The sequence below is a fragment of the Paenibacillus sp. VMFN-D1 genome, from assembly GCF_003386155.1.
Lineage (GTDB): Bacteria > Bacillota > Bacilli > Paenibacillales > Paenibacillaceae > Paenibacillus_AQ > Paenibacillus_AQ favisporus.
Genome location: NZ_QRDU01000003.1, coordinates 532,776 through 545,658, shown reverse-complemented (window position 1 = coordinate 545,658; position 12,883 = coordinate 532,776). Strand labels below are relative to the sequence as shown.

Annotated in this window: 12 protein-coding genes; 9 read left to right on the top strand and 3 right to left on the bottom strand. The window is 56.0% G+C overall.

Going from position 1 to position 12,883, the window contains the following annotated elements:
• The first annotated feature begins 124 nt into the window (after positions 1-124).
• The 5 genes from C7820_RS23390 (at position 125) to C7820_RS23370 (ending at position 4,795) form a co-directional block, all read left to right on the top strand.
• Entirely contained in the window at positions 125-1,576 is a 1,452-nt protein-coding gene (locus C7820_RS23390) for an amino acid ABC transporter substrate-binding protein/permease (RefSeq protein WP_116233055.1), read from the top strand.
• Entirely contained in the window at positions 1,569-2,297 is a 729-nt protein-coding gene (locus tag C7820_RS23385) for an amino acid ABC transporter ATP-binding protein (protein ID WP_116233054.1), read from the top strand. The genes C7820_RS23390 and C7820_RS23385 overlap by 8 nt, the downstream gene beginning before the upstream one ends.
• A 248-nt stretch (positions 2,298-2,545) precedes the next feature.
• On the top strand, positions 2,546-3,655 hold the full coding sequence (locus C7820_RS23380; protein WP_181909169.1) for a hypothetical protein: 1,110 nt from the start codon (positions 2,546-2,548) through the stop codon (positions 3,653-3,655).
• A 200-nt stretch (positions 3,656-3,855) separates the two neighbouring features.
• Complete coding sequence (locus tag C7820_RS23375) at positions 3,856-4,194, top strand: PadR family transcriptional regulator (protein WP_116233052.1); 339 nt, start codon at positions 3,856-3,858, stop codon at positions 4,192-4,194.
• The gene (locus C7820_RS23370) at positions 4,181-4,795 is read left to right on the top strand and encodes a DUF2812 domain-containing protein (RefSeq protein WP_116233051.1); all 615 of its coding nucleotides are present in this window, start codon (positions 4,181-4,183) and stop codon (positions 4,793-4,795) included. Before C7820_RS23375 ends, C7820_RS23370 begins: the two co-directional genes overlap by 14 nt.
• 55 nt (positions 4,796-4,850) lie before the next feature.
• Here C7820_RS23370 and C7820_RS23365 read toward each other — a convergent pair whose 3' ends face one another.
• Complete coding sequence (locus tag C7820_RS23365; protein WP_116233050.1) at positions 4,851-5,717, bottom strand: LysR family transcriptional regulator; 867 nt, start codon at positions 5,715-5,717, stop codon at positions 4,851-4,853.
• Positions 5,718-5,846: 129 nt separating this feature from the next.
• Here C7820_RS23365 and C7820_RS23360 point away from each other — a divergent pair, with 129 nt between their 5' ends.
• The 4 genes from C7820_RS23360 to vanT all read left to right on the top strand — a co-directional run bounded on the left by C7820_RS23360 (position 5,847) and on the right by vanT (position 10,097).
• The gene (locus tag C7820_RS23360; protein ID WP_116233049.1) at positions 5,847-6,836 is read left to right on the top strand and encodes a zinc-binding dehydrogenase; all 990 of its coding nucleotides are present in this window, start codon (positions 5,847-5,849) and stop codon (positions 6,834-6,836) included.
• A gap of 170 nt (positions 6,837-7,006) precedes the next feature.
• Entirely contained in the window at positions 7,007-8,068 is a 1,062-nt protein-coding gene (vanG, locus tag C7820_RS23355) for a D-alanine--D-serine ligase VanG (RefSeq protein ID WP_116233048.1), read from the top strand.
• Entirely contained in the window at positions 8,065-8,889 is an 825-nt protein-coding gene (locus tag C7820_RS23350; RefSeq protein ID WP_258875365.1) for a D-alanyl-D-alanine carboxypeptidase family protein, read from the top strand. The genes vanG and C7820_RS23350 overlap by 4 nt, the downstream gene beginning before the upstream one ends.
• A complete protein-coding gene (gene vanT, locus C7820_RS23345; RefSeq protein WP_258875363.1) occupies positions 8,886-10,097 on the top strand; it encodes a serine racemase VanT catalytic subunit in 1,212 nt (403 codons plus the stop codon). Before C7820_RS23350 ends, vanT begins: the two co-directional genes overlap by 4 nt.
• A 53-nt stretch (positions 10,098-10,150) precedes the next feature.
• Here vanT and C7820_RS23340 read toward each other — a convergent pair whose 3' ends face one another.
• Both C7820_RS23340 and C7820_RS23335 read right to left on the bottom strand, forming a co-directional pair.
• Complete coding sequence (locus tag C7820_RS23340) at positions 10,151-10,525, bottom strand: hypothetical protein (protein WP_116233047.1); 375 nt, start codon at positions 10,523-10,525, stop codon at positions 10,151-10,153.
• 141 nt (positions 10,526-10,666) lie between these two features.
• Complete coding sequence (locus C7820_RS23335; RefSeq protein ID WP_116233046.1) at positions 10,667-12,577, bottom strand: S-layer homology domain-containing protein; 1,911 nt, start codon at positions 12,575-12,577, stop codon at positions 10,667-10,669.
• Positions 12,578-12,883 lie beyond the last annotated feature (306 nt).

Here is a 12,883-nt window from a genome sequence, read left to right as displayed (position 1 = left end):
AATGTATTTTTAGGAATGATTGGTTTTTTGGTAAAATAGGATATTAGGTGGGAGAATACCTGCCACCAAAAAGAAAAAGTATGAAGGGGACAACATTCGGCGTTGACCGAGAAGGGGAGGACACATGAAATCATCCAAAAAGGTATCATTATTTTCATTAGCGCTGCTGCTCCTCGTGGTGACCGGATGGTCCGGTTGGACGGGAAGCGCCGCAGCTGCGCCGGATTCCGGCAAAACCTATGTCATCGGTACCGACATTACGTTTGCTCCGTTTGAGTTTCAGGACGTCAGCGGCAAGTTTGTCGGGATCGACATGGATCTGATGGAGGCCATCGCCAAGGATCAGAATTTTAAGTATGAGATCAAGCCGCTGGGCTTTAACGCAGCCGTCCAGGCGCTGGAGTCGAACCAGGTGGACGGCGTCATCGCAGGGATGAGCATTACCGACGAACGGAAGCAGAAATTCGACTTTTCCGAGCCCTATTTCCAATCCGGCGTGGTGATGGCCATCAGCGAAAACAATAACAATGTTAAGAGCTACGAGGATTTAAAAGGGAAGAAAGTAGCCGTAAAGACAGGTACAGAAGGCTACAGCTTCGCCGAATCCATCGCCTCCAAATACGGGTTCACGATCGTCCCGTTCGACGATTCCATGCAAATGTATGACGATGTCAAAACAGGGAACTCCGTAGCCTGCTTTGATGATTATCCCGTACTGGCTTATGGCGTGAACCAGAACAATGGACTCAAGATCGTAACCGAGAAGGAAGCAGGCGGCTCCTACGGCTTTGCGGTCGGCAAAGGCAAGAACCAGGAGCTGATGCAAAAGTTCAATACCGGCCTGACCAATCTCAAAGCCAGCGGGGAGTATGACCAGATTCTCGAGAAATATCTGGGTGAAAATGCGTCCGGACCGGCGAATCAAAGCCGCTGGGGGCTGATTCAGGATTCACTGCCGCCACTGCTGACGGGTCTGGGCAAGACGCTGCTGTACACGATCGTATCGCTGTTCTTCGCCTTTATCCTGGGGTTGATCTTCGGCTTTATGAAGGTGAGTCGCAATAAGTTCCTTCGCGGCTTGGCGACGGTATTCGTCGACGTCTTCCGCGGCATTCCGCTGATCGTCCTGGCTTTCTTTATTTACTTCGGTATTCCGCAGGCCTTCGGCTTCACGATGCCGCTGTTCCTGGCGGCCATTCTGACGCTGACCCTGAATGCAGGCGCTTATGTAACGGAAATCATCCGGGGCGGTATTCAGTCGATTGACCGCGGACAAATGGAAGCGGCCCGTTCGCTCGGTCTGCCGTACCGCAAGGCGATGATGAAGATCATCATCCCGCAGGCGATCCGCGTCATGATTCCGGCGTTTATCAACCAGCTGGTCATTACGCTGAAAGATACGTCGATTCTGTCGGCGATCGGTCTGGTCGAGCTGACGCAGTCCGGCAAAATTATTATCGCAAGAACGTTCTCGTCATTTGATATTTGGCTGGTTGTAGCCATCATGTATTTGATTGTGATCACGATCTTAACGAAACTTTCAGGCTTCTTGGAAGGGAGATTGCGCCGTGGGTAAAATCAGGGTTGAAGGATTAAAGAAGAGCTTCGGCGCCAATCAGGTGCTGAAAGGAATCGATATGCAGGTGAAGGAAGGCGAAGTCGTATGCGTGATCGGTCCTTCCGGATCGGGAAAAAGTACGTTTCTGCGCTGCATCAATCGGCTTGAGGACATCACTGCAGGCCGTGTCATCGTTGATGACCAGGATCTGAACGATTCGAAGACGGACATCAACAAAGCGCGTGAGAATATCGGCATGGTGTTCCAGCATTTTAACCTGTTTCCGCATTTCAGCGTCCTCAAGAACATCATGTTCGCTCCGATGGAGCTGGGCAAAATGAACGCGAAGCAGGCGCGCGAAACGGCGATGCGCCTCCTGGAGCGCGTCGGACTCGCCGACAAGGCGGAGGCGTTCCCGAGCCAGCTGTCGGGCGGGCAGAAGCAGCGGGTGGCGATCGCCCGCGCGCTCGCGATGAATCCCGACGTCATGCTGTTCGACGAGCCGACGTCGGCGCTCGACCCCGAGATGGTTGGCGAAGTGCTCGGCGTCATGAAGGATCTGGCCCGCGAAGGCATGACGATGATGATCGTCACGCACGAGATGGGCTTCGCCCGCGAGGTGGCGGACCGGGTCATCTTCATGGACGGCGGCTACATCGTTGAGGAAGGACCGCCGGAGGAAGTGTTCGGCCGGCCGAAAAACGAGCGTACGATCAGCTTCCTGGAGAAGGTGCTGTAAGCACGTTATAAGCATGAGTGAAGCCGCGTACGTGATGAACCGTTTCCCGGTGATTACAGCGGTTTGGATAAAAGCCCGGTCGGGCAGCGTTGGCTGCTTGACCGGGCTTTTTATGCATTCGTCCCTGCACATATGTTGGGCCGTAACCGCTGAAAACGAATCCGAAAGGTACGGCGTTGCGATGAAACATTTTCGCCAGTTACTGCGTAGAAATATTCCAGGAAAATCCACTTAGGTACAGGAGGACGATGATGGTAGAGCTTCGTGAGGAAGGCCGACTGAAATATTCCAACCAGCCGTCCCGGACGGCTAAAACGTTGAATTGGGGACTTGTTGGATTGATGGGAGCCCTTGTTCTTGGATTCCTGGGGTACGGTGTCTTTTGGCTCATCAAGGGAGATTGGGTGGTGGGCAGCTTTATCACGGTGATTGGACTGTTCTTGGCGGGCATGCTGTGGCTGATCTTCAGAATCGTCCGGATGCCGCAAAAGGTGCTGCTGCGGTACGAACTCCAGGAGGAAGGATATTATACATACGTTAAGCAAATCAAGACCGGCGAAGAGTCAGAGCATCTGGTGCCGTTCACTCAAATGCAGGAGGTGCTGATCGGCCGGACGACAAGGTACCAGCCCAAGGGGGAAGGCAGCATCGGGTTTTATGTGATCGGTGCCAACATCGTCATGAAATGGGTTGATGAAGAGGGTCATATCCAATATTCCGTCTTCGGATTAGAGAATCCCGATGAATTGGAGGCCTGGGTAACGGAGTTCCGAAAGCACGGGATTCCGGTGTACGGGACAGAGGCGAATGTGAAGTTCGTTAGGGTGGAGAACTACCAAACAGCGTATGCCGAGCTCCCGAAGGCCGAGTATGAGCCAGGTGCCAACCCGCTGCATATCGGAAGCCGCGAGCGAAGAGACATCCCTGCGTGGATCAGCCCGGACATGAAGGCAAGAATGGAAGCAGAAGAAAAACGAAGGGATAAGCGGTTGTTCCGGCCAGTTTTTCTTGGCGTTACCGTGGTTAACTTGATTTTGGCTGCAGCGTGGATGCCTTCCTGGCCCATTTCAGACGGCTCATTCGCGGACAATTCCGCGTCGACGGCCGTTACCCTGGTAAATGTCGGGCTGTTGGTGCTGACCGGCGCATACTGGCGCCAACGCGTCCGGTGGTACCGTTCATTGCTGGATTCGGTAGTGGTGATTGCAGCGCAGTTCGCGGGTGCGGGCATCGCTGCGCTTATTGAAAATGCGCCCGCCGGGCTGCTTGACTCCATCGTGGTGGAGGGGCTGCTTTTAGTGGGCATTAGTGCTGTTTTGTTTGTGATTTTTAGAGTGGTGCGGTGGATAGTAAAATAACGAAGCCTCACCTTCGATTGGTTTGGAGCGACAGGAAGGCTTGGGTGTGGGGGTAGAACTAGGCTTATTTAAAAAGAAGACCAGCCCGATACTTTCGGGTTTTGGTCTTTTTGCTATTGCAATATACAGTGACACTGTATATAGTGTAAGTATACAGTTGAACGATATAAAGTGTGACTTAGCAAAAGGGAGGCACTTCATTGAGCAGAGATAAACATTTACCGCTGACCGAAACGGTATATTATATTTTGTTGGCGCTGCTGGAGCCGGCGCATGGTTACCTGATTATGCAGAAGGTGGAGGAGCTCAGCGCGGGGCAGGTCCGGATGGCGGCCGGCACGCTGTACGGGGCGGTGGACAATCTACTGAAGCAGAAATTCATCCAGCCGACGGCGAGCGAGGACAGCCGCCGCAAGGTGTATGTCATCACGGATCTGGGACGGGAAATGCTGAGACAGGATTACGAGCGGATGCGCCATATGATCGAAGTGACCAATATGCAGTGGGGCAAGGAGGAGTTGCTGCATGAAAAAATATAAATTTTTCACGAATTTGGACCAGGAAGAACAGTGGCTGAACGACATGGCCCGGCAGGGCTATTCGCTCGTGCGGAAGTCCTTTGGCTATCAATTCGAGCGAAGCGTACCGGAGGAAGCCAATTACCGGATCGACTTCCGCACGTTTAAGAATCAGCGGGACTTTGAGGATTATGTTGCCCTGTTCGAGGACAGCGGCTGGACGCATGTCGCCGGCACGAAGGGGTCGGGGGCTCAATATTTCAAGCAGAACGGTGACCAGGGGAACGAAGATATTTTCTCCGATGCCGACTCCAAAGCGGCCCGGTATAAGCGGATATCCGACATGTGGATGACGCTGTGCTGCTGCTTTATCCCGATTTTCGCAGCGCTGATTTCGACCGATGCCATTGACGCGTCCGTCATTCTGAAGCCCCAAGCGCTGTATTACACGCCGGGATTGTGGGAGATGAGCGGCCCAAGATTTTGGCAGGCGTTCCTGTTCGAGACGCCGTTCGCGCTGTTCCGCGGGATCGTCTGGATGGTCATTCCGGTTATGATTATCATCTACTCGTTTTTCGCTTATAAAGCCAAAAAGGAATACGACAAATCCCAGCAGCAGTAATCATGCCGATAGGGAGCCAAGGGAGGATACTGCGCTTGCAGCCATCCTCCCTTTTTCAGGCAGACGGCCCGGTGTATTTCTCCGGCTCCAGAAAAGCGCGAAGTGCGCTGCTCAGCGGCACATCCCGGCGATAGATAAAATAGACCACGACCTCGCGGTAGGACTCCGGCAGGGTCAAGACTTCAATGTTCTTCTCGTTGGGGGACTGAAGTGTGTTGGACCTTGGGAGAAGCGCTACGCCGAGGCCCGAAGCCACACCTCCAAGCACGGCTTCAAGCGAACCAAACTCCATGATTTGCGGATGCTGAACTCCGGCTTCGGCCAGCAGGCGCTCCACTCTGGAGCGGTGGGTGCAGCCTGTCGATAAAATGAGCATCGGCTTTTGCAGCTGTTCCTGCAGGCTGGCCGCTCCGGCCTCGGAGAGCAGCACCAGCTCCTCATCGTAGGAAGGAATCTGCTCCAGCTGGGAATGCGGGACAGGGCCGTACACAAAAGCGCCCTCCAGCTCGCGGTCCAGCACCTGCTGCATGAGCACGCGGGAATTGCCTGTGGCGAGGGACAGGCTGACATGAGGGTAGCGGGCGTAGTAAGCGGCTAGACGGCCCGGCAGATGAGCTGCCGCGGCCGATTCAATCGCCCCGATGCGCAGCGGTCCCCGCGGGGCATCCTCCGCCTGCACGGATTTCTCCGCTTCATCGAGCAAGTTCAGAATTTGACGCGCGTATCCAAGCAGGCGCTCGCCGGCCGGGGTCAGCTCCATCCCCCGGTTGCTCCGGATAAACAGCGGAGTCTGCAATCCTTCCTCCAGCTGGCGAATCCGGCCGGTGACGTTGGAGGGAACATATTGCAGCCTTTGGGCCGCCCGCGTAATGCTTCCTTCCTCCGCTACCGCGCGGAATATACGCAAATCTCCACTTTCCATTCGGCTCACCTTCCTGACTTCATTTTGACTGAACGCCATATTCACTACTAATCATTTTACATGCTCTACAGCGGCCTATACAATGAATCCCAAAACGGCCCCACAGGCTGGAAAAAGGGAGAGATTCATTTGAAAGCAGCTATTCATCATGGCCGGAGCGGTTTGGACGGACTGCGGGTCGGCGACGCGGAGACGAAACGGCCGGGTCCCGGGGAGATCAGGGTCCGTTTAAAGACGGCCGGACTCAATCATCGTGATCTGTTTCTGATGAAGGGACGCCGTGCGGCGGATGCACCGCTCATTCTGGGCTCCGACGGCGCAGGCGTCATCGATGCCGTAGGCGATGGAGTGGCTGGTTTGACCGCCGGTATGGAGGTCATCATCCATCCGACGATCGGTTGGGATCGAACCGAAGCGGTACCGGTGGTGCCGCAAATCCTGGGCGGGCCTACGGACGGGACGTTTGCCGAGACGGTCATCATCCCCGTGGACAACGCCTTCCGGAAGCCGGCGTACCTGACCTGGGAGGAGGCAGGAGTATTGCCCTTATCCGCGCTCACGGCCTACCGGGCGCTGTTTACGAGGGCGCAAATCAAGGCTGGCGAGCACGTGCTTATCCCGGGCATTGGAGGCGGGGTTGCAACCTGCGCCATGCTCATGGCCCAAGCTGCGGGGGCTGTCGTCAGCGTCACTTCCCGAAGCGAGGCCAAGCTTGAAGAAGCGCGGCGTTATGCTGTGCGGAGAGCTTTTTCCAGCAGTGGAGACTGGAACGAGGGGCTGCAAGGAGAGAAGGTGGACGTGATCCTCGACAGCATCGGTCCGGCCACCTTTTCCAAATACTTGGAAGTGATCAAGCCGAACGGGCGGATCGTGAGCTTCGGGGCCAGCTCCGGTGACACGGTGGAGGTCCCGCTAAGGGCGTTGTTTTTTCCGCAGCTGTCATGGATCGGTACATCGATGGGAAGCCGAGAGGAGTTCGGAGAGATGCTTCGGTTCATGGAGGAGCACGCCATTCGGCCTCTGATCGACCGGATGTATCCGCTGGACGAAGCGCCGGCTGCGTTCCGGAGAATGACCGCCGGCGAGCAGTTTGGCAACATCGGGCTCTGCATCGGTTGAGCATGGATGCCCGTTCATGCCAGTGGACCGGCTCTTTAATTTTTCTTTAGATTTCCTTTAATATTAATTTCTGTTTGCTTAACATCCTCCCCCTATAATCAAAAGCATCTTAGGTTCACGCTCAGGTGCTCACGCGGAGCGGGCACCGGACCGGAAATGGGGAGAAAGAGATGCAGAAAAAAACGATCGCCGTGCTGTTTGGCGGCTGCTCAACGGAATATGAAGTCTCGCTGCAATCGGCGGCTTCCGTTATAGATCATTTGGACAAGGCCAAATATGAGCTGGTGCTCATCGGCATTACCAGGGAGGGAGCCTGGCTGAGGTACTACGGAGATCCGGAGGAGATCCGCAGGGACCGCTGGCATCAGCATCCGGGGTGCATCCCGGCGTTTCTGCCGCCAAGCAGGGATACGGGCGGAATCGTGGAGCTGGTCGGGACGGAATACCGTTTGACGCCGGTGGACGTCGTATTCCCGGTTCTTCACGGCAAAAATGGGGAAGACGGCACGCTGCAGGGGCTCCTGGAGCTGTCGGGCATTCCTTTTGTCGGCTGCGGCACGCTGTCCTCTGCCCTTTGTATGGACAAGGAGGTTGCCAGTAAGCTGGTCAAAGCGGCCGGAGTGGAAGTGGCGGGTTCGGTCACGGTCCTCGCAGGAGACGACTTGTATGCGGCCGCCAAATCGGCCGAGACGCTTGGCTACCCCGTCTACGTTAAACCGGCCAAGTCCGGTTCCTCTTTCGGTATTACGAAGGCGTACGACAGGCTGGCGCTCATGGACGGCATCCGTGAGGCACTGCAGCATGACGACAAGGTGGTGGTCGAGCAGAACATTGCCGGGTTTGAGGTGGGCTGCGCGGTTCTGGGTCATCGGGAACCGTTTATCGGAGAAATCGATGAGATCGAGCTGCAGGGCGAGTTTTTTGACTATACGGAAAAATACCAGCTGATTTCGTCTAAGATCCATCTGCCTGCGCGGATTTCGGAAGAAACGGCGAACCGGGTCAAAGAGACCGCGCGCCGCGTCTATCGGACGCTCGGCTGCCGCGGCCTGGCCCGGGTGGACATGTTTATTACCGAAGGGGAACGGATTGTGTTCAATGAGGTGAACACAATGCCCGGCTTCACGGCCGCCAGCCGCTATCCGAACATGATGCGGGCCAGCCACCTGCCGTACCCGGACCTGATGGACCGGCTGATCCAGCTGGCCGAAGCGATGGAGGTGGTCCGATGATCGGGGTTGTAGGCACGGAAGGCCGCGTGATTCACATCCAGCCGAGCATGGTGTACCGGGGACACCTGGTCCTCATTAACAGCGAGCATCCGCTCCGCCAGGCGCCTTATTCCAAGAGCCTCGCTCCCGTGGAATCACTCGCTCATACCAGCACTCATGAGCGGGTGATGCGTCTGGAACGCAGCTGCCTGCAGCAGCTGGAGGCGCTGCTGGACGCCTGCGGGGGCCGGGGAGGCATCGGAGTGGTCAGCGGCTACCGCACCGCGATGGAGCAGCAGCGCATCTACGACCGGTCGCTGGTGGAGAACGGGGAGATTTTTACTGCGAGTTACGTGGCTCGTCCCGGAGAAAGCGAACACCAGACCGGACTGGCGGCCGATGTGGGCGATAAGCATACGGGGGTCGACTATTTATGCCCTTCGTTTCCGGAGGGCGGCGTTTATGCCTCTTTCCGGAAGCTGGCAGCGGAGCATGGCTTCATCCAGCGTTACAAGCAGGGCAAAGAGCATCTGACGCACATTGCCTGCGAGCCTTGGCATTTTCGCTATGTGGGCGTGCCGCATGCCATCATCATGGAGCAGTATGGGATGTGCCTGGAGGAATACACGGACTACTTGAAGCAGTTCACCCTAGATGGTCCGCATTTGTTCAAAAAGGTCAAGGAGCATCTCGTGGAGATATATTTTGTCCCCGTACATGATGAAGAGCAGGTGCTGACGATCAAGGTCCGCCCCGAAACGAGGGTGGAGTGCTCAGGGAACAATGTGGACGGCTGCATCATCACCATCTTCCATGATTTGCGGAAGGGGATGGTGGGTTGAGGGCGCATCGTCTTCGGGCAGAGACGTTCCCTGTGAGATGGGGATACTCGCTTACTTCTCCAGGCGAAAAGAGAGAGGCCCGGCCTTCCCTATCCCACCGGGCGTGGGCAGAAATCAGCCTGGATCACTTGCGGCATAACGCCGCAGAGCTCCAGCGGCATCTCCCTTCCGGGTGCCGCCTGATGGCGGTGGTTAAAGCTAATGCATACGGACACGGTATGACGGAGATCGCGGGGCATTTGAACCGTTCGGGGATGGGGAGCTTCGCTGTGGCGGAAATCGGGGAAGGGATCCTTTTGCGGGAACAAGGCATCCAGGGGGAGATTCTAATCCTTGGCTACACCGATCCAGAGAGGGCCGCCGATTTAGCCAGGTACCATCTGACGCAGACGATGGTAAGTTTGGAATACGGGCAGGCATTGGAAGCGCTCGGTATCGACCTGGAGGTTCATGTCAAAATCGATACCGGCATGAACCGGCTCGGCGTGCCCCACCAGGATATGGAGTCGATTCTGCGGTGCTATGACTTTGTCAATCTTCGGGTGACGGGTATATTCAGTCATTTGTCCATGTCGGACGGACTTGGTCCGGAGGAGACCGAATTTACGCGCCGGCAGATCGCTCATTTTGATGGTGTGGTCGCGCAAATCAAGGAAGCGGGCATCGATCCAGGCCTTGTGCATGTTCAGAGCAGCTACGGCATGCTGAATTACCCTGAGCTGCGCTATGACCGGGCCCGGCCGGGGATCGCGCTGTACGGCCTGCTCAGCCAGGAGGGCGACGCCGTGCGGTGTCAGGCCGAATTGCGGCCTGTGCTGGCGCTCAAGGCGACCGTGACGCAGGTGAAGGAGGTGCAGGCCGGCCAGCCGGTCGGCTACGGACGCCGCTTCGTGCCGGAACGCGATATCCGGATCGCCACGGTGTCCATCGGCTATGCTGACGGCGTTCCAAGGATGCTGTCGGACGGGGGTGGACAAGTCCTGATCCGCGGGCAGCGGGCCTCCATCATCGGCAGCATCTGCATGGATCAGCTGACCGTCGACGTGACCGGCATTGATGGCGTGCGGCAGGGGGACACCGTCACGCTGATCGGCCAGGATGGCGATGAGCAGATCACCGCCGGCGAGATCGCCGCACGCTGCCGTACGGTCACCAACGAAATCGTGAGCCGGATCGGCAGCCGGGTGCAGCGCATATATGTTGAATAGCCGCTGGAGACAGCGGCTTTTTTGCGCTTATGGCTGTGGTCGGGGTTACCCCGTTACTTCGTTGTATTTCGGCGCTTGAACTCTTTTATGATGAAGTTTTTTGCAGAGACGATTAGCACTTCCGGGATGAGAACACACCCGATGTATAGCAGGATGATGAATGGAAGGGAGGCCGTGAAAATAGCGAAGGTTTGTTCTTCCTTTGGTGCTGCGATGACCAACCATAAAGGGATCGCGACCACCCAGGTTAATAGGTTGGAGATCAGCAAATAGGTCAGGTTTTCCCACAGCAAGCTGAATAGAATCAAAGCAGCAATAGGGGTCGTCCACGAATCTAGTCGTTGATCCAGACTCAAAAAGCAGAAGAAAGCCATGGGATAGATCAGTGTAAGAACGATTTGACCAGCCTTAATTCGACTCCGTTTCATTTGGCTCTCCTTTCTTGATGTAATAAAAAACCACCGCCTTGTGAATGAACCTCCAGCGGTTAGCGGATGCCTAACTACGAGAGAATAGTTCAATGCAGGCGGTGGTTCTTTACACGTTAGCCCATTTTTAAGCGCAGAACCCTAGGCTTGCTGATCGTCCATCAGGCGAAGCAGCAGTACAATGGCCTCGGCTCGAGACGTCCGGGCCGCGGCCGCAAAGTTCCGGCCGTCGCGGCCCACGGTCAGGCTACGCTCCTCCAGGGCGGCCGCTGCGGGCTTCGCCCACGCCGGAATCAGGGCGTCGTCGTTAAACGAGGTGCGCCCCGCGGCTTCCTGCGTCAGGCCCAGTGCCTTGGCGGTCATGACCGCCATCTCCGCACGGGATATGGGTGCCCAGGGCCGGAATTTTCCGTCCGGATATCCGGCAGTCACGCCTGATTGGTACGCGGCGTTCACCGCATCTACGGCCCAGAACCCGATCGAGTCCTGATCGGTAAACCGGTGCGGAGAGTTATCCTGACGAGGCTGCAAATTCAGCGTATGCGCCAGCATGACGGTGAATTCCGCCCGCGAAACCGGCATGTTTGGCTCAAATGTACCATCGGGGTAACCGCGGACCAGCCCAAGCTTCACCGCGCGGAGGATATCCGCACTGGCCCAGTGGCCGGCAATATCGCTGAACGGATCCGGTTCAGGCGTCGGCAGTTCCGGCTCTGGGTCCGGCTTGGCAGGAGGCTTCGGCTCCTGAACCGGCTGGGCAGGCGTAGTAGAAGGCCAACTGCTCGAGAAGCTGGATCCTCCGCCAGGCTTGCTGGCGGTTACGGCACTTCCCTTCAGCGGCAGGCTTTCGTTGCCGGCTGCATCCAGGGCGGTGACGCTGAACGTATAGGCGGTATCGGCCGCCAGCCCGGCGACGTCATACGCATATACGCTGCTGCCGACTGTCACTGCGTCGCCTGAACCGGACACGACACGGTACGATGCTATGCCGGTGACGTCCGTTGCCGCCGGCCAGTTCAGGGTCAGGCTTTCTGACGTGACGCCGGAAAAGGTCAAGCGGCTATCGGCCGGCCACGCGGGAGCCGTGCAGTCGTCCGGATGGGATGCTTCCACTGTATATAGACCTGTCGTCCCATCCTGTGCCGTGACGATCAAGGAAACTTCCGTCGTGAGGGGTCTTAGCGAGACATGAGTCTCCTGTCCGCTTACCGCCAGACTGCCGTTGATCGTCATCGTTGCTTTCGAATCCGCCACCGTGGCTTTCAACGTTACTTCTGAAACGCCGCAGGGCACCGACAATTTGTAAGCCGAGACGATCGGAGCAAATTCCGGGCTCAACTGCCCCGCCGAAAAAGTCAAACTACTCAAATTAGCATTATTACTCAATGGTTGTTCTTGGATCGTAATATTGACTTTAGCTTCCGTGGAGACCAGGCCTGCATTAGTCTTACCTCTCCAGGTGAATGAAGCCATGCCTATGAAATCGGGTGCAGGGACAAATCTCAAATACCCCAAATCGGAAACATCAATTTCTTCAGCCTCGACCACGTCTTTCGAGGTGTCCCCGTCTGTAAGCTCCAGTTTTCCCATAGCAGGATCAGGCAGTGTGGCGATCTGCACGCTGTTCAAAGCGTCTTCTCCGTTCCCGCTAATGTGGCCTTCAAACATGTTTTCCGTAAACGCTAGAACCGAATTCTTCGTGGTCGCCAAATCAAAATCGCTTGCCTGGAGAGAGGACCTAAGCACCAAATGGATCGTGGATTCCTTTTGAATGTTATAATCTGCGAGCGTCCGGCCGTCCTCAAGCTGCTTCCCGGCAAAAATCAGGCGTTGCTGGTCGGGTGGAATGCCCTCCTTATCCTGGATCTTCTGTTTAACCTGCTCTATTGAATCCGACGGTTCAACGTTCAGCGTAATGGTTTTTCCGGTCAGCGTTTTAATGAAAATGATCATGCCACTTTCCAGAAAAGCCCGCTGCGGAAAGGCCAGCGTAAGCAGCATGATCAGGGCAAGACACGCTGCAACAATGCCCGGCCTTTTTTTTCTTGCCATCGATGAATCCTCCATCCCTATTCGTTTCAAAACTCCATTGTATTCGCTGCAGACCAACGAAATCCCTCTTAAACGGACCGGAATAAACTATATTTTCATACCTTTGAAAAAACACAGAAATTAACCGTTGACAGGGGCCACCCCCGGTGATAACCTCAACCAGAGGAAAAAAGCCAACCTGCTATACGATATGTATGATTGATTAACGCGGCAGACCCTTGAGGAGCCGTTTTTTAAGATTACGTCGATAGACGTTTTGCATATGACGTTATGTCCTTTGTGGACCCCTAGATCCGCATACCTGGC

Coding starts and splice junctions, on each gene's coding strand:
- C7820_RS23390 (WP_116233055.1), top strand. CDS start 125: ATGAAATCATCCAAAAAGGTATCATTATTTTCATTAGCGCTGCTGCTC.
- C7820_RS23380 (WP_181909169.1), top strand. CDS start 2,546: ATGATGGTAGAGCTTCGTGAGGAAGGCCGACTGAAATATTCCAACCAG.
- C7820_RS23370 (WP_116233051.1), top strand. CDS start 4,181: ATGAAAAAATATAAATTTTTCACGAATTTGGACCAGGAAGAACAGTGG.
- C7820_RS23365 (WP_116233050.1), bottom strand. CDS start 5,717: ATGGAAAGTGGAGATTTGCGTATATTCCGCGCGGTAGCGGAGGAAGGA.
- vanG (WP_116233048.1), top strand. CDS start 7,007: ATGCAGAAAAAAACGATCGCCGTGCTGTTTGGCGGCTGCTCAACGGAA.
- C7820_RS23350 (WP_258875365.1), top strand. CDS start 8,065: ATGATCGGGGTTGTAGGCACGGAAGGCCGCGTGATTCACATCCAGCCG.
- C7820_RS23340 (WP_116233047.1), bottom strand. CDS start 10,525: ATGAAACGGAGTCGAATTAAGGCTGGTCAAATCGTTCTTACACTGATC.
- C7820_RS23335 (WP_116233046.1), bottom strand. CDS start 12,577: ATGGCAAGAAAAAAAAGGCCGGGCATTGTTGCAGCGTGTCTTGCCCTG.